18 protein-coding genes are annotated in these 17,816 nt (G+C 62.5%); 7 read left to right on the top strand and 11 right to left on the bottom strand.

Annotation, left to right across the window (positions count from 1 at the left end; translation table 11 throughout):
* Positions 1 to 140: 140 nt before the first annotated feature.
* The 5 genes from EI969_RS29820 to EI969_RS29800 form a co-directional block, all read right to left on the bottom strand.
* Entirely contained in the window at positions 141 to 890 is a 750-nt protein-coding gene (locus EI969_RS29820) for a hypothetical protein (protein WP_371926050.1), read from the bottom strand.
* Between the two features lie 54 nt (positions 891 to 944).
* The gene (locus tag EI969_RS29815) at positions 945 to 1,373 is read right to left on the bottom strand and encodes a hypothetical protein (RefSeq protein WP_160390845.1); all 429 of its coding nucleotides are present in this window, start codon (positions 1,371 to 1,373) and stop codon (positions 945 to 947) included.
* A gap of 134 nt (positions 1,374 to 1,507) precedes the next feature.
* Positions 1,508 to 1,921, bottom strand: a complete 414-nt coding sequence (locus tag EI969_RS29810) for a VOC family protein (RefSeq protein WP_160390844.1) — start codon at positions 1,919 to 1,921, stop codon at positions 1,508 to 1,510.
* 89 nt (positions 1,922 to 2,010) lie between these two features.
* Positions 2,011 to 2,670, bottom strand: a complete 660-nt coding sequence (locus EI969_RS29805; RefSeq protein WP_160390843.1) for a TetR/AcrR family transcriptional regulator — start codon at positions 2,668 to 2,670, stop codon at positions 2,011 to 2,013.
* Positions 2,657 to 3,508 carry a 3-hydroxybutyryl-CoA dehydrogenase gene (locus tag EI969_RS29800; protein ID WP_160390842.1) on the bottom strand — a complete coding sequence of 284 codons (852 nt, stop codon included), beginning with the start codon at positions 3,506 to 3,508 and terminating at the stop codon, positions 2,657 to 2,659. The genes EI969_RS29805 and EI969_RS29800 overlap by 14 nt, the downstream gene beginning before the upstream one ends.
* 163 nt (positions 3,509 to 3,671) lie before the next feature.
* On the opposite strand from EI969_RS29800, the gene EI969_RS29795 reads away from it, so the two are divergent.
* Positions 3,672 to 4,724, top strand: coding sequence for an AraC family transcriptional regulator (locus EI969_RS29795; protein ID WP_160390841.1), 1,053 nt, complete (start codon positions 3,672 to 3,674; stop codon positions 4,722 to 4,724).
* On the opposite strand, the gene EI969_RS29790 is transcribed toward EI969_RS29795, so the two are convergent.
* The 3 genes from EI969_RS29790 to EI969_RS30740 all read right to left on the bottom strand — a co-directional run bounded on the left by EI969_RS29790 (position 4,703) and on the right by EI969_RS30740 (position 6,919).
* The gene (locus EI969_RS29790; RefSeq protein WP_160390840.1) at positions 4,703 to 5,659 is read right to left on the bottom strand and encodes an alpha/beta hydrolase; all 957 of its coding nucleotides are present in this window, start codon (positions 5,657 to 5,659) and stop codon (positions 4,703 to 4,705) included. The genes EI969_RS29795 and EI969_RS29790 overlap by 22 nt on opposite strands.
* Before the next feature lie 111 nt (positions 5,660 to 5,770).
* The gene (locus EI969_RS29785; protein ID WP_160390839.1) at positions 5,771 to 6,769 is read right to left on the bottom strand and encodes an NAD(P)H-quinone oxidoreductase; all 999 of its coding nucleotides are present in this window, start codon (positions 6,767 to 6,769) and stop codon (positions 5,771 to 5,773) included.
* Positions 6,770 to 6,790: 21 nt separating this feature from the next.
* On the bottom strand, positions 6,791 to 6,919 hold the full coding sequence (locus EI969_RS30740; RefSeq protein WP_256678384.1) for a hypothetical protein: 129 nt from the start codon (positions 6,917 to 6,919) through the stop codon (positions 6,791 to 6,793).
* Positions 6,920 to 7,030: 111 nt separating this feature from the next.
* Between EI969_RS30740 and EI969_RS29780 the strand changes: the two genes are divergently transcribed.
* Positions 7,031 to 7,906 carry a LysR family transcriptional regulator gene (locus tag EI969_RS29780; protein WP_160390838.1) on the top strand — a complete coding sequence of 292 codons (876 nt, stop codon included), beginning with the start codon at positions 7,031 to 7,033 and terminating at the stop codon, positions 7,904 to 7,906.
* A 131-nt stretch (positions 7,907 to 8,037) separates the two neighbouring features.
* Here the strand turns inward: EI969_RS29780 and EI969_RS29775 are convergent, their stop codons facing one another.
* Positions 8,038 to 8,760, bottom strand: coding sequence for a pirin family protein (locus EI969_RS29775; RefSeq protein ID WP_160390837.1), 723 nt, complete (start codon positions 8,758 to 8,760; stop codon positions 8,038 to 8,040).
* Positions 8,761 to 8,980: 220 nt separating this feature from the next.
* On the opposite strand from EI969_RS29775, the gene EI969_RS29770 reads away from it, so the two are divergent.
* Together EI969_RS29770 and EI969_RS29765 are read left to right on the top strand one after the other, a co-directional pair.
* A complete protein-coding gene (locus EI969_RS29770; protein ID WP_160390836.1) occupies positions 8,981 to 9,931 on the top strand; it encodes a GlxA family transcriptional regulator in 951 nt (316 codons plus the stop codon).
* A gap of 164 nt (positions 9,932 to 10,095) precedes the next feature.
* The gene (locus EI969_RS29765) at positions 10,096 to 11,580 is read left to right on the top strand and encodes a winged helix-turn-helix domain-containing protein (protein ID WP_160390835.1); all 1,485 of its coding nucleotides are present in this window, start codon (positions 10,096 to 10,098) and stop codon (positions 11,578 to 11,580) included.
* Here the strand turns inward: EI969_RS29765 and EI969_RS29760 are convergent.
* Positions 11,545 to 14,349: a winged helix-turn-helix domain-containing protein gene (locus EI969_RS29760; protein ID WP_160390834.1), complete on the bottom strand. Its 2,805-nt coding sequence runs from the start codon at positions 14,347 to 14,349 to the stop codon at positions 11,545 to 11,547. The genes EI969_RS29765 and EI969_RS29760 overlap by 36 nt on opposite strands.
* Positions 14,350 to 14,627: 278 nt before the next feature.
* Here EI969_RS29760 and EI969_RS29755 point away from each other — a divergent pair, with 278 nt between their 5' ends.
* Both EI969_RS29755 and EI969_RS29750 read left to right on the top strand, forming a co-directional pair.
* Positions 14,628 to 15,203, top strand: coding sequence for a flavodoxin family protein (locus EI969_RS29755; protein WP_150718844.1), 576 nt, complete (start codon positions 14,628 to 14,630; stop codon positions 15,201 to 15,203).
* 42 nt (positions 15,204 to 15,245) lie between these two features.
* Positions 15,246 to 16,070 (top strand): alpha/beta fold hydrolase, encoded by an 825-nt coding sequence (locus EI969_RS29750; RefSeq protein WP_160390833.1) that lies wholly within the window; start codon positions 15,246 to 15,248, stop codon positions 16,068 to 16,070.
* A gap of 9 nt (positions 16,071 to 16,079) precedes the next feature.
* Here EI969_RS29750 and EI969_RS29745 read toward each other — a convergent pair whose 3' ends face one another.
* Complete coding sequence (locus tag EI969_RS29745) at positions 16,080 to 16,523, bottom strand: helix-turn-helix domain-containing protein (RefSeq protein WP_160390832.1); 444 nt, start codon at positions 16,521 to 16,523, stop codon at positions 16,080 to 16,082.
* A gap of 158 nt (positions 16,524 to 16,681) precedes the next feature.
* Here EI969_RS29745 and EI969_RS29740 point away from each other — a divergent pair, with 158 nt between their 5' ends.
* A complete protein-coding gene (locus EI969_RS29740) occupies positions 16,682 to 17,596 on the top strand; it encodes a LysR family transcriptional regulator (RefSeq protein ID WP_160390831.1) in 915 nt (304 codons plus the stop codon).
* The last annotated feature ends 220 nt before the right edge of the window (positions 17,597 to 17,816 follow it).

Below are 17,816 nucleotides of genomic sequence, written 5' to 3'. Positions count from 1 at the left end.
GAACTCAGCAGTGAAACGATGCATCGCCGATGGTAGTGTGGGGTTTCCCCATGTGAGAGTAGGTCATCGTCAAGATTAAATTCCGAAACCCCAATTGCGAAAGCAGTTGGGGTTTTGTTTTTGTGCGCAGAAAATCGAAACTACTGCCCCAACCGCTCCAGTATGTGTTCCAGCGGTTCCAGTGACACGCAGATAAAACCATCAAGCGGTCGATTGAGTTCCTCCACCAGCAAGATGGTTGCCCCCGTCGACAGGGCGCACATCAACAACACGACGACAATGGTGCCGTTGCGCGGTGCGAAGAGGCCGAACGAGCCGAAAATGATCGCCAGCCACGTGACCAGAATCACCAGCATCACCGGCGGGATCGATTGATTGGCTTGCAGCAGCGTCAGCCAGCGGGTGGCAAAAACCGTGTCCATGTCTTGCAACGCCTGGGCCTTGAGCGAGCGCTGGTCATCGTTGCCTGGCGAAAGTGATTCGACCTGGCGTTGCAGACCTTCGGAGCGATGGATGACTTCGGGGCTATCGAGTTTTGCAATCTGATGCTGATCGCGGGAAGCGAGCACGTGGGTGACTTCGGCGTAGTTGTGCTTGAGCTCGGTACGGATGCCCTGGGTGTCCGGCCCATAGCGGGCCAGCACGCGATCGAATTGAACCACTTTCGCCGCAGCCCCCTCCAGTTCGGCATTGGCCGTATCAAAGGTGCCTTTGGCAGAGGAAACAAGCAGGCCGAGGACCAGCGCCGACATCGTTGCGATGAGGCCGGTGGCCAGTTTCACCACCGCCACGGAGTCATCGCTCAGATGATGGCTCGGCAATCGCTCCCTTATGCATGAGCCCAGTAGTGCGCTACCGAACAGGCAGGCAAACACGATGAGAGCGATCACCACATCATTCAAGTTCGATCTCCGTTGACGGTGTCTTCGGGGCGTAGGGGGGAACTACTTGTACTTGATTACGATGCCCTTGAGTTTGCGTCCCTCGATCGTCGTTACGTCGCGTGCCCACAGCGGTCCGCTGGCATAGGCACCCACCGCCTGAATGTGGTCATAGACGACCACCACCGCGTCGCCGCCGAGCTTGGCGGCTTCTTCCCGCAGCTTCTGTTCGACTTCGGTAATCGGCGGGGCAGGGTCGACGGTGGCGTCGATCAACACCTCACCCAGGCGTACATGCGGACGCAGGGGTTCGGAGCGCAGCACGACCACCTCGTCGGGCGATGTCGGAGCGGGATGTTCCACGCCGACATAGGCGGTGGTCTGTGCGTCGACACTGGCGCAGCCACTGAGTGTCAGCAGGCTGGTCATCAGCCCGCCTGCCAGCAGCAAGAGTTTGAAGCAGGTCGACCAGGACAGGTCATGGGCCGGCATAGTGGATTTCCTCCTCGGGTCCGTTGCTATCCATGTGGCTAGTTGACGGTAGCAGACAGACCGGGAGTTGCCAGAACGCCCAACCTTTTCAGGTTGGGCTTTTTTGTGCCTTCATGATGGTGGACAAGGGCCGTTCACTGATCCTTTTCGCAATTGACCATCCACGACACACCAAAGCGGTCGACCAGCATGCCGAAGCGCGTCGCCCAGAACGTGGTCTCCAGCGGCATCTGCACGTCGCCGCCCTCTGCCAGTGCCTTGAAGACCCGTTCGGCCTCGGCAATGCTGTCGACATTGAGAGAAATCGAACAGGCGCTCATTTTGTCGACGGGGCGATCAGGCGTGGTGTCCGACCCCATGATTGCCTGATCGCCCACCACCAGGCGGGTGTGGATGATCAGGTTGTGCAGATCTTCGGGGCAATGCTTGGCGGCAGGGGATTCACCGAAGGTCAGCATGGCTTCGAGCTGGCCTTGCAGGCACTGGGCATAGAAGGTGAAGGCCGCTTTGCAGTCGCCGTTGAAGATAAGGTAGGGATTGATTTTCATGATTGGCTCCAGGTGCTCAGGTACACACATCGTTTTGGACGCCGGGTTTTCCGGCGAATTCCGATTGTGTCGAGCCGACAAGCAAAGCGCTAAATCTTTGTCGGAGCTTGTGTTTCTTTAGATGTTTTTTCGATAGGGCGCGCGAGGCTTATCGCCTCTGGTATACGCCGCGGTGCCAGCACACGTTCGATGGCGCCGCTGACCATGCTTTCCAGCAGATCGTCACGCTCCTGCTCGTCGAGCAAGTGCGGCGTCAGCCAGCTGGGGGCGCTGTTGAGCAGGGCGCCAATGGCATGCCCGGCGGCCAGCAGGCCTTGCTCGCTGAAACGGGACTTCGCGCCCAGCATCTTCAGCAAGGTGCGTTCGTATTGCTCGCGCAATTGCTCGACCCGTGCCTGCTGCTCTTCGTTCAGGCAACCACTGTCGCGCTCCACCAGGCGGAAATGCCAGGGCATCTCCCGATGCAGATTCAGATGAGCGCGGATCAGGCTGTTGAGTTTGTCGCGTTTGCCCGGGGCTTTTTGCTGAATGCGTCCCAGGGCAGCCAGCAACTCCTCGTAGAACTCCTCGATCAGGTCGAGCAGCAGATGCTGTTTGCTCGGGTAATGGTGATACAGCGAGCCTGGGGAGAGCCCCAGGCACGTCGCGAGCTCACGCATGCCGACCTGGCCGAACCCCTTGCAGGCAAACAGCTCCAGGACCTTGTCCCGGTACTCGGCAAAGCGCGAGCAACGCTCAGGCATAGGCATGGAAGCCGCGCCCCGTCTTGCGCCCCAGGTAACCGGCGGCGACCATTTCCTTGAGCAGCGGCGCCGGGCGATATTTGCTGTCGTTGAACCCGTCATAGAAGGCTTCGAGGATCGACAGCAGGGTGTCCAGGCCGATCAAGTCCGCCAGGGCCAACGGCCCGATAGGCTGATTGCAGCCCAGGCGCATGCCGGCGTCGATGTCTTCGGCGCTGGCCAGGCCTTCCTGGAACACCAGGATCGCCTCATTGATCATCGGCACCAGGATCCGGTTGACCACGAAGCCCGGACGGTTGCCGGCGGTGATCGCGGTTTTGCCGAGGGTGGTCGACATGTCCAGCGCCAGTTTGTGGGTCGCATCACTGGTTTGCAGGCCGCGAATGACTTCGATCAGGCCCATCACCGGCACCGGGTTGAAGAAGTGCAGGCCGATGAAGCGCTCAGGCTGGCTGACACTGGCAGCGAGCTGGGTGATCGACAGCGACGAGGTATTGGAGGCAATGACGCATTCGCCGCTGACTTGCGCGGCGATCTGTTGCAGCACTCGCAGTTTCAGATCGAGGTTTTCGGTGGCCGCTTCGATCACCAATTGCACGTCCCGCAAACTGCTGTAATCGGTGCTGGTACGGATCCTGTCCAGAGTGGCCTGCTTCTGCTGCGGCGTCAGGGTTTCCTTGGCGACCTGCCGGTCGAGGTTTTTACCGACCGTTGCGACGGCTTTTTGCAAAGCGCTTTCAGAAATGTCGAGCAAGGTCACGCTGAAACCGGCCGTGGCGCACACCTGTGCGATGCCGTTGCCCATGGTGCCCGCACCGATCACTCCGATGTTTTGCAGATTCATGTACCCATCCTTCGATCAAACCCTGCGATACCTTGGCGGCGAATGCGGCCGAAGGCGTACTATTGCCGCGAGTCTAGAGCCGGCAGGGCGGTTGTCCTATGCCGGAACTGTTCAACGGCACTGATGTTTTTTGCCATTCGGGTGATGAGAGAGAAGCGTACCAATGCGGGAAAAGGACTCGGTTGCCGCCTATTTCGTGCAGGCAATGATCCATGGGCTGAGGGATGACCCGCAGCGCGTGACGGCAGTGCTCGAACAGGCGGGCATTGATCCGGCGGTCATGCACCAACCCACGGCGCGGGTGCCGGCCAATGCGTTTGCGGCGCTATGGCTGATTCAGATCCGCGAGCTCGACGACGAGTTTTTCGGGCTCGACTCCCATGGCATGCCGCCGGGCAGTTTCGCCCTGATCTGCCGCGCCTTGATTCAGGAACCCGATCTGCACAAGGCCATGCGTCAGTGCCTGGCCAACTTCGGCTTGTTCCTGCGCGACTTTCGCGGCTCGCTCGCCGTACGTGGCAAGCGAGCGGTCATCAGCCTGGAAACCCGTTCGACGGATGACGATGCCAGCCGGTTTGGCGAAGAAACCTTCCTGGTGTTGATGATCAGTCTGCTGTGCTGGCTGGGCGGGCGGCGCATTCCCATTGACCGCGCGGACTTTCGCCACTCACGGCTGTCGCTTGGCGACGACCGCCTGCTCTGGGGTCCCAACCTGACCTTTGGCGCCGGGCGCACCGAAATCGAATTTGCCAGCCATTACTTGCGCTTGCCCGTGGTGCAGGACCTGGCGTCGCTGAAAGTGTTTTTGCGTACCGCGCCGCAATGGCTGGTGATCCGCTTCCGCAACCAGCATGGCCTGGCGGCGCAGGTTCATCAGCGCTTGCGCGGCAGTCATTACAGCGAGTGGCCGACCCTGCAGGCCTTTGCCCTGGAACAGCACCTGAGCCCCAGCACCTTCCGCCGCAAACTCGAGCGTGAAGGCTGTTCCTATCAGGAGATCAAGGACGAAGTACGCCGTGGCGTGGCCTTCGAGCAATTGCGTCAGAGCGACGCGAGCATCAGCGATATCGCCGAGCAACTGGGTTTCCAGGAGCCCAGCGCCTTCCATCGGGCGTTCAAGAAGTGGACCGGGGAAAGTCCCGGGCGCTATCGGGCGCGCTATCAGGGGGAGCAGGGCGTAGAGACCGACAAGCTTCAGGAGTCTTGCGAGCCCTGAACCGCCACCGGCCCGGCCACCTGATGCGGGCCGGCCTTCATCAAGCCCTCAAGGGCCTGGCGATACTGACTACCGCCCAGGCTCATGCTGTTGTTATGCGTACCGCCGGGTATCAGAAGCAGGCGCTTGGGTTCATGGGCGGCATTGAACAATTGCTGGCTGAATCGTGAAGGCATGAACGAGTCGGCCAGGCCGTGGACCACCAGCAGCGGCATGTCGATTTCGACGATCTTGTCGATAGAGTCGAACTTCTGCGACAGCAGCCAGCGCACCGGTAGCCAGTTCACGGGCAGGTTGTTGTTGGCGACTTCGGCGACCGCATCGCCCAATGAGGTGAAGGAAGACTCGATGACCAGGCCGCGCACCGGCACCGGGACGTGCTGCTTTTTCGCCTGGGCAGCCAGGTCTGCCGCGAGGTCGATGGCAACCGCCCCGCCCAGTGAGTGCCCGTAGATCAGGCGCTTGTTGGCGTCCGGTTGCATCGCGGTGAAGCGCTCCCAGGCGATGCGCGCGTCTTCATACACACTGGCTTCGGAGGGCAGATCCCCTTTGCTCTGACCGAAGCCACGGTAGTCGATGGCCAGCACCGAATAGCCCATGGCGCGCAATTGCGCGATGCGAAACGCCTGGCCCGTGAGGTTCCAGCGCACGCCGTGCAGGTAGAGGATGGACGGCGCATCGCGGCGAGCGGCCGGCCACCACCAGGCATGCAGGTTTTGCCCGGCCTTGAAGCTCGCGGGCTTGATATCGAATTCCTGAACGTCCTGCGGCAGGCCGCGATACCAGCCTGCGTTGCCCGGCTCGATGCGGAACAGCAGCTCGCGCTCTTTGTATTTGAGCGCCCCGCAACTCACCGGCAAGCCGACGACCAGCACGGCCATGCACAACAACGACAACCAGCGTCGACGCAAACGAGCGAGGAGGGGAGCAGACATCGGACGGTCCAGCAGAACGTGAAGCACGGGTTTTAACAGATGAACCCGTGCGTCAGGAGATTTATCCGACCATCGTTGAGGGACAACGGTTACAAAATGCTGCCTGCCCGATCAGTCCACGCGCAGGACGATCTTGCCGATATGCTCTCCCGCTTCCATCCGCGTGTGGGCCTGCGCCGCGTCAGTGAGCGAGTAAACCCGGTCGATCATCGGCAGGCAGCGTCCGGCGTTCAGCACTGGCCATACGTGTTCGTGCAATTGTTGGGCGATGGCGGCTTTTTCTTCCCGGGTCCGCGAGCGCAGCAGGGAGCCGGTGACAACGGCGCGCTTGGCCATGATCGTCAGCAAGTCGACCTCCCTGGCGTGAGCGCCGCCGAGGAAGCCGAGCATCACCAGGCGACCCTCCATCGCCAGTGCCGCCACATTGTTGTTGAGGTACGAGCCGCCCATGATGTCGAGAATCACGTTGACGCCCTGGCCTTCGGTTTTTTCGGCGATGACCCGCACAAAGTCCTGCTCGCGATAGTTGATCGCCTCGGCGCCCAGTTCGCGGATCGCGGCGCATTTTTCTTCGCTGCCAGCGGTGGCGAACGCTTCAATGCCCAGTTCGCGGCAGAGCATCAATGCGGTCGTGCCGATACCGCTGGTGCCGCCGTGGATCAAAGCGCGCTGCCCCTGGCGGGCGCCGCCAAGGCCGAACAGATTGGCCCACACCGTGAAGAAAGTTTCCGGGATGGCTGCCGCCTGCACCCAGTCCATGCCTTCGGGGACCGGCAAAGCCTGGCTGGCGGGGACCACGCAGTATTGCGCGTATCCGCCGCCATTGGTCAGGGCGCAGACCTTGTCGCCCAGCGCGAACTCGCTGACGCCCGCGCCAGTCGCCACCACTTCGCCGGCCACTTCCAGCCCCGGGTTCGGATTCATGCCGGGTTTCATCGGGTACTTGCCAGCCCGTTGCAGCGCGTCCGGGCGATTGACCCCGGCGGCGTGCACGCGGATCAGTATCTCGCCGGCCTCGGCAACAGGCACAGGCACCTGGCGTGGTTGCAGGACTTCGGGGCCACCGGGTTCGGTGATGTCGATCAGGGTCATGGTTTGCGGCAGGGTCATTTCATATACCTGTATTGAGTGTTAATGATTCGGGCGAACGTAGGCAAAACGTGCCAGGCCGATGCTCACCAGGCTGGCGCAGAGGCCGGCGAAGATCGGCAGCCAGATTGCGCCGGGCGCAGGGGGGAAGGGAGTAGATGAACGGTGCATGTGCGTTGTCCTGTGAAATCACTCAGGCCCAAAGCATATCGAGATCTATCGAAGCATTAATGCAGCGAATACGCGCTATGCTGATGCGTAATTGCATCATGGGGAAGCGCAATGAATTGGGATGACGCCCGGGTATTTCTCGCGGTTTGCCGTGAATCGACGTTGCGCGGCGCGGCGCGGGTGTTGGCAGTCGACCAGGCCACCGTCGGCCGGCGGATCACTGCACTGGAAAAGTCATTGAGTGCGACCTTGTTCCTGCGCACATCCGAGGGTTACGCGCTGACGGCGGTCGGCGAAGCGGCGCTCAAGGCGGTGGAGAAAATGGAGCATTCGGCCCTGGAGCTCGAACGCCAGATCCAGGGCCTGGACGATCGCCTGACCGGCACGGTTCGCGTCAGCACCACCGATTCCCTGGCGATTGATTTCCTGATCCCGGCGATTGCCCGCCTGCATCGACAACACCCCGATGTACGGGTGCAACTGGACGCCACCACGCAGATTCTCAGCCTGGCAAAACGCGAGGCCGACATCGCCGTGCGCAACACCCGGCCGGACAACCCGGACCTGATCGCCCGGCGCATCGCTCGCTGGCCGGTGGGGTTGTTTGCCTCGCAAGCCTATATCGATGCCCACGGCGTGCCGGAGCCGGGCTCGGCGTTCGCCGGGCATGACCTGGTGGTGTACCAACCGTATTTGCAGGGCAACAAGGACATGACGCTGGTCTCGGAACCGGTGGCGCGCGGGCGGATTGTCGCGAGTTTCAGTTCCAGCCTGCTGGTGCGTCGCTCGATTGCAGCGGGGATCGGGGTCGGCGAAATCCCGCTGTACATCGGGGAGAAGGAAGGGCTGGTCAGGTTGTGGCCGGAGCGTTCGCGACCGTTGCCCTATGACATCTGGCTGGTGACCCACGCAGACCTGCGGCATACGGCCAGGGTGCGGGCGGTGATCGATGAGATTGTCGCGGGGTTTGCCGGGACCGGCGAGTAAATCCCGGGGCCACAAATCCTGTGGGAGCGAGCCTGCTCGCGAAAGCGATAGGTCATTCAACAGTGATGTCGTCTGACACTCCGCCTTCGCGAGCAAGCTCGCTCCCACAGGGATCTACCACAGGGGGTGGATCATGGCATTTGCGGCAGTTCCTGTGGCCGCAGGTCGAACACCAGCACTTCGGCGTCCACGCCGTTGCTCAAGGTCAGCGCCTGTTCATCGCGGACCCGCACACCGTCGCCTTCCTGCAACAACATTCCGTTGAGCTCGACGCTGCCCCGGGCCACGTGCACATAGGCGTAGCGGTTGGCGGCAAGTTCAAGGGTGGCGCTTTCCTTGCCGTCGATCAGGCCGGCATACACCCGCGCATCCTGACGCACCTTGAGCGAACCCTTGGCGCCGTCCGGCGAGATGATCAACTGCAAACGCCCGCGTTTTTTCTGGGTGCTGAAGTGCTCTTGCTGATAGCGCGGTTTGGCGCCGCTGACCTCGGGCACGATCCAGATCTGCAGGAAGTGCACCGGCCGGGTGCTGGAGTGGTTGAACTCACTGTGGGCCACGCCGCTGCCTGCACTCATCAATTGCACGTCGCCGGGGCGGATGACCGAACCGGTGCCCAGGGTGTCCTTGTGTTCCAGGGCACCTTCAAGCACGTAGGAGAAAATCTCCATGTCACGGTGCGGGTGCTGGCCGAAGCCTTTACCGGCGGCGACGCGGTCGTCATTGATCACCAACAGGTCGGAAAAACCCTGCTCTTTCGGGTTGCGATAGTTGGCGAAGGAAAAGGTGTGGAAGGACTTCAACCAGCCGTGATTGGCCAGGCCACGATCCGAGGCTTTGCGAAGAGTCAGCATGATGAAATCTCCTGTGGGGACGTGAATTCGTCCGAGTGAGGAGAAGGTTAATGTTTACTGGTTTGTGCAATAAGTAGGTGGAAATTGAAATACTGTCCTGTCTGAGTTGACAGTTGTTTGTGGAATGAGTCGCCGATGTTTGAGGCATAATTCGCCATGATTTGTGGCAGTTTCAATGTCCTTCAATGTTTCCTGATTTGATCCCAGTGAATTCCAACCCATGAAAACCGTGGCAATGGTGCTGTTTCCCGATTTTCTCCTGCTCGACATGGCCGGGCCCATGGAAGTGTTTTCCATCGCCAATCGTTATCTGAAGCCTGACGATCATTATGTCCTGTCGACCCTCGGCACCGAGCCCGGCGCACTGCGGGCGTCCAACGGGGTGAGCGTGCAGGCCGACCGGCACATCGATCAGGCCTGCGAAGGTTTTGATTTGCTGCTGGTTCCCGGTGGGCCCGGTGCCTATAACGAAAGGCATCCGCCGTTGCTCGACTGGCTCAGGCACAACGTCGGCAGGTCGGCCGGTTATGGCTCGATCTGCACCGGGGCGTTCGTGTTGGGGCATGCGGGGTTGCTCGATGGCTATCGTGTCACCACTCACTGGCACTACACCGAGCGGCTGATCAAGGGCTTCCCGAAGGCGACCGTCGAGACCGATCAGATCTTCGTCCAGGACCGCAACCTGATCACGTCCGGCGGCGTCACCGCCGGGATCGACCTGGCCTTGTCGGTGGTGGCCCAGGATCATGGCAAAAAGGTCGCCCAGGACGTGGCCAAGGTGCTACTGGTGGTGATGAAACGCCAGGGCGGGCAGGCGCAGTTCAGCCCGCTGACCGCGGCGGTGGCGCCCCACGAAACGGCGATTACCCGGGTGCAGAACCATGTGCTTGAACACCTTGGCGAGAGCTACAGCATCGAATGCATGGCGGGCCTGGCCAACATGAGCCCGCGTCACTTCGCCAGGGTGTTCGCCCGGGATGTGAACATGACGCCCATGGAGTTTCTGCAAAGCGCGCGCATCGATTGCGCGAGGAACCTGCTGGAAACCACCGAGTTGCCGCTCAAGACCGTGGCGTTCAAAAGCGGCTTCGGCAGCGTGCGGCACATGCGCTTTCTGTTCAGTGAAAAACTCGGCCTGACGCCGACTCAGTACCGCGAGCAGTTCAGCTAGGGCGCGTGTGTCCGTTCTGCGCACCGCAATGGCCGTGACGCTCCCCCCGTGACAGTTGTACGATCACCGTGGCCTGCCAAGATACCGGTGAACTCATTGCAAGGAAGGTGCGGAGCCTGGGATGGACTCGCGTACCGAGCCAGGCTTCCAGCGGGTAACAGCGCATGAACAGCCTCAGAGATTTGAACAGCGAAGCGGTACTGCGATTTGGTCCCTATGCCTTTCACCTCGGTCAGCGACTGGTGCTGGAGGGCGATCGGCCATTGCGCCTGGGTGGCCGTGCCCTGGATGTGTTGCAGGTGCTGGTCGAGCACGCGGGCTCGGTGGTCAGCAAGGAAGCGTTGATTGCGCAGGTCTGGCCGCGCTCGGTGGTCGAAGAGATCAACCTGCGCGTGCACATTGCCGCGTTGCGTCGTGCCCTGGGCGACGGCCAGAACGGCCAGTGCTACATCGTCAATATTCCCCAGCGCGGCTACAGCTTTGTCGCTGCGGTCGAGCACTCGCCAGCGCCCGCCACGTTCCCCGACGAGACCGTACAAAAGCCCCTGCACAACCTGCCGGCGCGGCTCACATCGATCACCGGGCGCGATGCCATTGTCGGCAGCCTGGTGCGGCAGTTGCCGGTCCGGCGTTTCATGACCCTGGTCGGGCCTTGCGGGATCGGCAAGACCACCGTGGCCCTGCGCGTGGCCGAACTGCTGTTGCAGCACTATCGACACGGCGTGTGGCTGGTGGACCTGGCGGCGATCGATGACCCGGCACAAGTGAACGATCATCTCGCGCGAACCCTTGAGCTGAAGGTCGGCACGCCGTTGGAGGCGCTGTCGCAGCGCCATGCCCTGTTGGTGCTGGACAACTGCGAGCACTTGCTTGAACGCTGCCGCACGTTGGTCGAGACACTGCTGCAGTCGATGCCCCGACTGTCGATCCTCACCACCAGCCGCGAGCCGCTCAAGGCCGAGGGCGAAACCGTGCTGCGCCTGCCACCGCTGGCGGTGCCGCCGGCCTCGGCGCTGCGCAGTGTGGCCGAGGTCATGGGGTATTCGGCGGTGCAGCTGTTTGTCAGCCGTGCCCGGGCCCGTCAGCAAGGTTTCGCCCTGCGCGAACAGGACCTCAAGGTCGTGCGCGAAATCTGCCGGCGCCTGGATGGCCTGCCGTTGGCGATCGAGCTGGCCGCAGCGCAGATCGATGCGTTGGCGCTGGTGGGGTTGCAGGCCCAGCTCGGCAACTGTTTTCAGTTATTGACCCAGGGCCGTCGCACGGCCGTTCCCCGGCATCAGACCCTCAAGGCCGCGCTGGACTGGAGCTACGAACGGTTGACTGCGGCGGAACAAACCGTGTTGCAGCGCCTGGCGGTGTTCAAGATGGCGTTTACCCGGGACGCTGCGATCGGGGTGATCAGCTGCGACAGGCTGCCCGTCGCCGAGCTGGTCCAGGTCATGGAGAGCCTCGCGCTCAAGTCACTGCTGTCCCCGGAGCAGGGCGGCGGGGTGACCCGTTACCGCTTCCTCAACACCACCCGCACCTACGCACTGGAAAAGCTCGAACTCAGTGGCGAGTTGCGCACCCTGGAGCTGCGTTATGCCGGTTACATCCGGCAAATGCACAGGCCGTCAGGCGTGCACGTGGCATTGCAACTCGTCGAGTAGCCGGCGCACCGTCATCAGGTCTGGCGTGGCAAAACCTTCGGTGAAGCGCTGGTAGACCGTTGCCAGCAACTCATGCGCCCGGCGGGGCTGGCCCTGACGCTGCCACAACTGCGCCAGCGAGGTGGCGCTGCGCAGTTCCCAGGCCAGGGCGCCCTGGGCCTTGGCCACGTCGAGTGCCTTGAGCAGCAGCGTTTCGGCCGTCGCGGCCCTGACCGGACAATCCGTTGCCAGCAACGCCTGGGCCCTGGCGCGCAGAATCTCCGCCGTGCTCCAGTCCGCCGCAGCGTTTTGCGCGCGCTCAAGCAAATCGTCGTCGACGCAGGTCGAGTCCAGCGTGACCATGATGTCCTTGATCAGCCCGACTCTTGGACGGTCGGTTGGCCGAACTTTGGCGCCGCCGATCACCCGCGCATAGTGTTGCGCCCAGTCATGGAACAGTAGAACCGAGTGTTTCTGCGCCTGCTGCAGCAGCAGGCGCAGGAGTTCGCGGGCGCTGCGGGTATCGCCGTTGTAGTGAGCGATCAGGCAGCCGGCGAGCGCCAGGGTGTAGCAGATCGAGGTGCCGTGGTTGATCTGCAACGCGATGTCCTGCGCCTGCCGGGCAGCGCGCCAGGCCTGTTCCGGTTGGCCTTGCAGCCAGAGGATGCGCGCGTGGATGGTCAGCGCCGCGACACTCTGGTCGTACTGCACGCCGAACCCATGGGTGAATCGGTTGAGATAACCGCTATGGGCCATGCGTTGCAGCACCTGTTCGGCATGCTCGCGGGCCTGATGCTGGTCGCCGGAAAAATGCAGGGCCAGCACGCGCAACCGGTGCGTGCTCAAGGACATCACGGCGTCGTCGTGCAGCCCGAGCCGGTCGAATTGCCGGCTCTGCTCCAGGGCCATCTGATAATGACCGCAGCTGAGGTTGACGGCCAGGTGACCGGAAATCGCCCGCAGCTGACCGGCCACGTCATTGAGCTGCCTGGCCAGGGTCCTGGCGCTGACAAAGGCGCCAATGGTTTCGCTGGTACCCCCCTGAGCGTGGTAGCAGGCACTGCCCAAGGCCAGCTTGAGGGCCATCTTCAAGCGCGGGCAAGGCTCGGCCGACTGATCGAGCAAGGCCAGCGCCTTGCGCACATAACCACCATGTTCCTTGAGCAGCGACAGCTCCTGCCACAAGGGGGTGGACGTCGCGGCCAGGCGAATCGCCAGGGCCCGTGGCCCCTGCGCGTGCAAACCCCAGTCAAGCGCCGCGCGGATGTCTTCCAGTGCCCGGCCATAGCGTTCGATCCACAGCTCCGTCGAGGTTTTTTCCCATTCCTCCTGCGCCTGTTGCATCAGCGCCAGGCAGCGCTCGGCATGCCGTTCCCGGGTGCCGGGCAGGTCGGCGGTCTGCGTGAGCTGTTCCAGGGCGTAATGGCGGGTGGTATCGAGCAAGCGGTAGTACACGTCTTCGTCGCCCACCTCCACGTTCAGCAGCGACTTGGCGACCAACTGGGTGATCGAACCGAACACCTCGCGGGGTTCGATGTGCTCGCCGACGATCACCGCCGCTGCCGACGCCAGGGTGAAGCCACCGCGAAACACGCTCAGTCGGCGCAGGCAGGTTTTTTCGCAGGCATTGAGCAGCTCGAAGCTCCAGTCCAGGGTTGCGCGCAAGGTCTGATGGCGTGCCAGCGGCGCCTGGCCGGGCTGGTTCAGCACCCGCAGGTTGCTTTGCAACTGTGCCAGCAATCCGTGCAATCCGAAGTCGCGCACTTGCGCCGCAGCCAGTTCGATGGCCAGCGGAATGCCGTCCAGTCGGTGGCAGATGTCGATCAACAGCGGCAGCTCATCGTCCGTCAGTTCAAAGCTGTCGTGGCTGGTCATGGCCCGCTCGACGAACAGTTGCAGGGCGGAAAAGGTCATGGCCTGGGCGCGGTCGAGGACGGCGATGGGCGGCGGGCAGTCGAGTGAATCCAGGCGCTGGACGAATTCCCCTTCGGCTCGCAGGCTCTCGCGGCTGGTGGTGAGGATGTGCACGTGCGGTGCACCGCGCAGAATGTTTTCGCAGAGCGGGGCGATGGCATCGACCAGGTGTTCGCAATTGTCGATGACCAGCAGCATGTGCCGCTCGCGCAGATGGTCGGCAAGCCCGTCAAGCGGGGCATCGTCGTGCAGGGCCAGTTCGAGCAGCGTCGCCAGGTGGCCGTCGATCATCAGCGGGCAGTTGATCGGCGCCAGGTCCAGCAGACGAATGCCGTCCCGGTAGTGGCCGATCATCAGTTCGGCGACCCGCAGGGCCACGGTGGTCTTGCCGATGCCGCCGGGGCCGACGAGGGTGATGAAACGCTGGCGGGGCAGTTGCGTCACCAGGTTGTCGATCAGCGTTTGCCGCCCGATCATGCGGGTGCGGCGTACGGGCAGGTTATGCACGCTTGGCGCGGCAGCTGCGGGTGCCGGTGCCTGTCCGGGCTGTTCGAGCGAACAGGGCGCGACGAAGCTGTACCCGCGTTGGGCCACGGTGACGATGTAGCGCTGGCCGGCCTGGCCGTCGCCGAGTGCCTTGCGTAACGCGGCCATGTGCACCCGCAGGTTGATGTCCTCGACCACAGTGTCGGGCCAGACCCGGGCGATCAATTGTTGCTTGCTGACCACATTGCCGGCGTGTTCCAGCAGGATCAACAGGATGTCCATGGCGCGCCGGCCCAGGCGCAAGGGCTGGTCAGCCTCCATCACCTGGCGTTGTCCGGGGTAGACCCGGTAAGGGCCGAAATGCACAGCCTGGTCGGGGGATAGGGTCAACGAGTCGCTCCTGCTGCATCCGTCTAGTACGCGGTTTTCGAGCATGTTCCTCAGGTTTTTCAGCCAGCGCAATGCGCCGTCCGGGTGACTGACGGGGCAGGCATAGACTGTAGCGTATCGGCCAGTGGCTGTTGGTCCCGTGATCATTGGGCGCGACAGATGGACAACGCTTGCCGGGGCTTTTTGCGCGCCATGGAAAATTAACAACGATTAACTCGTCGTGTGCCCGGTCTGCGTCCAAGAATCACCAAGGATTCAATCCATCGCAAGGACAGGCAATGAGCAACGTGGTGGTGATCTATCACAGCGGCTACGGTCACACCCGGGTCCTGGCCGAAGCGGTGGCCGCTGGCGTGGAGCGTCATCAGGGCAGCACCTGCCGATTGATCCCGGTCGAGGAGGTGCACGAGCACTGGGAACGGCTGCACAACGCCGACGCCATCATCTTTGGCGCGCCGACCTACATGGGCAGTGCCTCGGCGGCCTTCAAGGCGTTCATGGAAGCCACGGCGGCGTTCTACCTGACCCAGCCGTGGCGCGACAAGCTCGCCGCCGGCTTCACCAATTCCGGCTGCCTGTGCGGCGACAAGCTCAACACCTTGCTGCAGATGGCGGTGTTCGCCGCCCAGCACTCGATGATCTGGGTCGGCCTCGACCTGCTGCCGGCACGCTCCAGCACCGGTGCGTTCAACGGTCAACTCAATCGCCTGGGCAGCTCACTGGGCGCCATGGCCCAGTCGAATGTCGAGCAATCCCCCGACGATGCCCCACCGCCCGAAGATCGCTGCACCGCCGCGCACCTGGGCGAGCGGGTGGCGCGCCTGGCCGATCGCATCAACCGGCTGCCGGTTTGATTCACCCCCCCCCCAATAAAACTCGTTAAGGAGGCATCACCCATGAGCACCTTCACTACCCGCGACGGCGTCGAGATCTACTACAAGGACTGGGGCACCGGTCAGCCGATTGTCTTCAGTCACGGCTGGCCGCTCAACGCCGACAGCTGGGAATCGCAGATGATCTTCCTCGCCTCGAAGGGCTACCGGGTCATCGCCCACGACCGTCGCGGTCATGGGCGCTCCAGCCAACCGTGGTCGGGCAATGACATGGACCATTACGCCGACGACCTGGCGCAGTTGATCGAGCTGCTCGACCTGCAAAACGCCGTGCTGTTCGGCTTCTCCACCGGCGGTGGCGAGGTGGCGCGTTACATCGGTCGCCACGGCACCGGCCGCGTGGCCAAGGCCGGGCTGATTTCCGCGGTGCCGCCGCTGATGCTCAAGACCGAAGCCAACCCCGGCGGCCTGCCGCTGGACGTGTTCGACGGCATCCGCCAGGCCTCCCTGGCTGACCGTTCGCAGCTGTACATCGACCTCGCCAGCGGCCCGTTCTTCGGCTTCAACAAACCCGGCGCGAAACCGTCCCAGGGCATGATCGACTGGTTCTGGATGCAAGGCATGATGGCCGGCCACAAGAACGCCCATGACTGCATCAAGGCGTTCTCGGAAACCGACTTCACCGAAGACTTGAAGAAGTTCGACGTGCCGACCCTGGTGGTGCATGGCGACGCGGATCAGGTGGTGCCGTACGAAGCGGCGGGCGTCTCATCGGCCAAACTGGTAAAGGGCTCGACCCTGAAGATTTACCCGGGCGCTCCTCACGGTTTGACGGACACCCACAAGGATCAGCTCAATGCTGACCTGCTGGCGTTTCTGGAAAGCTGACACGCCAGGTCAAAAGATCGCCGGCGCAGTCTGCGATCTTTTTTCCTTATGAGCGGTGCCGCGAACAAACTGACAGCGCCAGGCAAACGGATTGATGCCTTCGCTGCGGGTGAAGATGTGGCAGAAGTGCGCCTGATCGCAGAAGCCGCATTCGAGGCTGATCTGCGTCAGGCTCATGTCGGTGTACTGGATCAATTGCTTGGCCAGGGTGACGCGCTGCTGGCGAATCCAGTCCTGCGGCGAGCGGCCGGTGCTGCACTTGAAGGCGCGGGAGAAATGACTGCGCGAGAGGGCGCAGGCCTGAGCCAGCTCGGTGACTTCCAGGCTGTCGCCGAGGCGTTCGAGGATCAGTCGTTTGACCAACCGTTCGCGATGCGGGCTGAGGCCGCCGGTGCTTTTCTTTGGCGCCGGCGTGAATGGCGCGGGGGCGGCATTTTGCTGAACGTGAGCCATGGCGAATGTCCGAGTCGGTAGGCTTCATTCTTGGTGCCGAAGGCTCTGGCTTGCGAGTTAATCGTTGTTAATTCCTCGTTCAACGCGGGACGTCCCGGATAAAGTCAGACACAATTCCGGGCCTCGCGCCTGGCTGAATACACAAGGGAACAGTGCCTATGAACCGTAACGATCTGCGTCGCGTCGACATGAACCTGTTGGTGATTTTCGAAGCCCTGATGTTCGAAAAGAACCTGACCCGCGTCGCCGAAAAACTGTTCATGGGTCAACCGGCGGTGAGTGCCGCGCTGGGGCGTTTGCGCGATCTGTTCGACGACCCCTTGCTGCTGCGCAACGGTCGCGGCATGGAGCCGACGGCACGGGCGCTGGCGATTCTCAAGGAGCTGCAACCGGCGATGGACACCATTTCCGGTGCGGTCAGCCGGGCCAAGGAGTTTGATCCGGCGACCAGTTGCGATGTGTTTCGCATCGGGCTGTCGGACGATGCCGAGTTCGGCCTGTTTCCGCCGTTGCTGCGGCAGTTGCAGGAAGAGGCGCCGGGGATTGTCGTGGTCGTTCGGCGGGCCAATTACCTGTTGATGCCGGCGTTGCTGGCGTCGGGGGAGATCTCGGTGGGCGTGAGCTACACCACGGACCTGCCGGCCAATGCCAAGCGCAGGAAGCTGCGCGATATTCCCTGCAAGGTGCTGCGCGGTGATACCCGGCCGGGGACGCTGAGCCTGGACGAGTACTGCGAGCGGCCTCATGCGATGGTGTCGTTCTCGGGGGACTTGAGCGGCAATATCGATCTGGATCTGGCGAAGGTCGGGCGTAGTCGTCGTGTGGTGTTGGGGGTGCCGCAGTTCAGTGGGTTGCGGGCGTTGCTCGCCGGGACCGAGATGATTGCCACGGTGCCGGATTATGCGGCGTGTGCGTTGGTGGAGGGGTGTGGGTTGCGGGCCGAGGATCCGCCGTTCGAGATCGAGGCGGCGCAGTTGTCGATGGCCTGGAGCGGGGTGCATGACAATGATCCGGCGGAGCGGTGGTTGCGGTCGCGGATCGGTCAGTTTATGGCTTTGGATGTTTGTTCTTGACTGTGTACATATCCGTTTTTTAGGTAACGGCGGCTTATGGTTTCGCCCTTACGGCGAGTCCCTTTTGGCAAACGCCCCAAAAGGAACCAAAAGGTCTCGCCCCTTGCGTACGGCCCCTCGCTAGAGCTCGGGGTTCCTTCGCTCCGGCATTCATCCGGGGGCATCGCCCTCCGGTTGGCTTCGCTGGCACCTACATGCGATGAGTTCGACTGCGTCGAAC

Source organism: Pseudomonas sp. PB101, assembly GCF_009764265.1.
Lineage (GTDB): Bacteria > Pseudomonadota > Gammaproteobacteria > Pseudomonadales > Pseudomonadaceae > Aquipseudomonas.
This window is presented reverse-complemented; position numbering and strand designations above follow the sequence as displayed.